Origin of the sequence: Paenibacillus woosongensis (genome assembly GCF_009725165.1) — a bacterium.
Taxonomy (GTDB): domain Bacteria; phylum Bacillota; class Bacilli; order Paenibacillales; family Paenibacillaceae; genus Fontibacillus; species Fontibacillus woosongensis.
Window position 1 is genome coordinate 1 of sequence record NZ_WNZW01000069.1, and the last position, 239, is coordinate 239.

Genomic DNA, 239 nt, shown 5'->3' on the forward strand with positions numbered 1-239 from the left:
CTAAGTACCCTGAGGAAGAGAAAACAAAAGTGATTCCGTCAGTAGCGGCGAGCGAACGCGGATTAGCCTAAACCAGAGAGCTTGCTCTCTGGGGTTGTGGGACGTCTCACACGGAGTTACAAAGGAAGAGGTTAGACGAACAGGTCTGGAAAGGCCGGCCATAGAAGGTAAAAGCCCTGTAATCGAAAGTCTGTTCCCTCCGAGACGGATCCCGAGTAGTGCGGGGCACGTGAAACCCC

Annotated in this window: 1 rRNA gene; it reads left to right on the forward strand. The window is 53.6% G+C overall.

Going from position 1 to position 239, the window contains the following annotated elements:
• Window positions 1-239: ribosomal RNA gene (locus GNP95_RS25620) — 23S ribosomal RNA — on the forward strand; the annotation flags it as partial.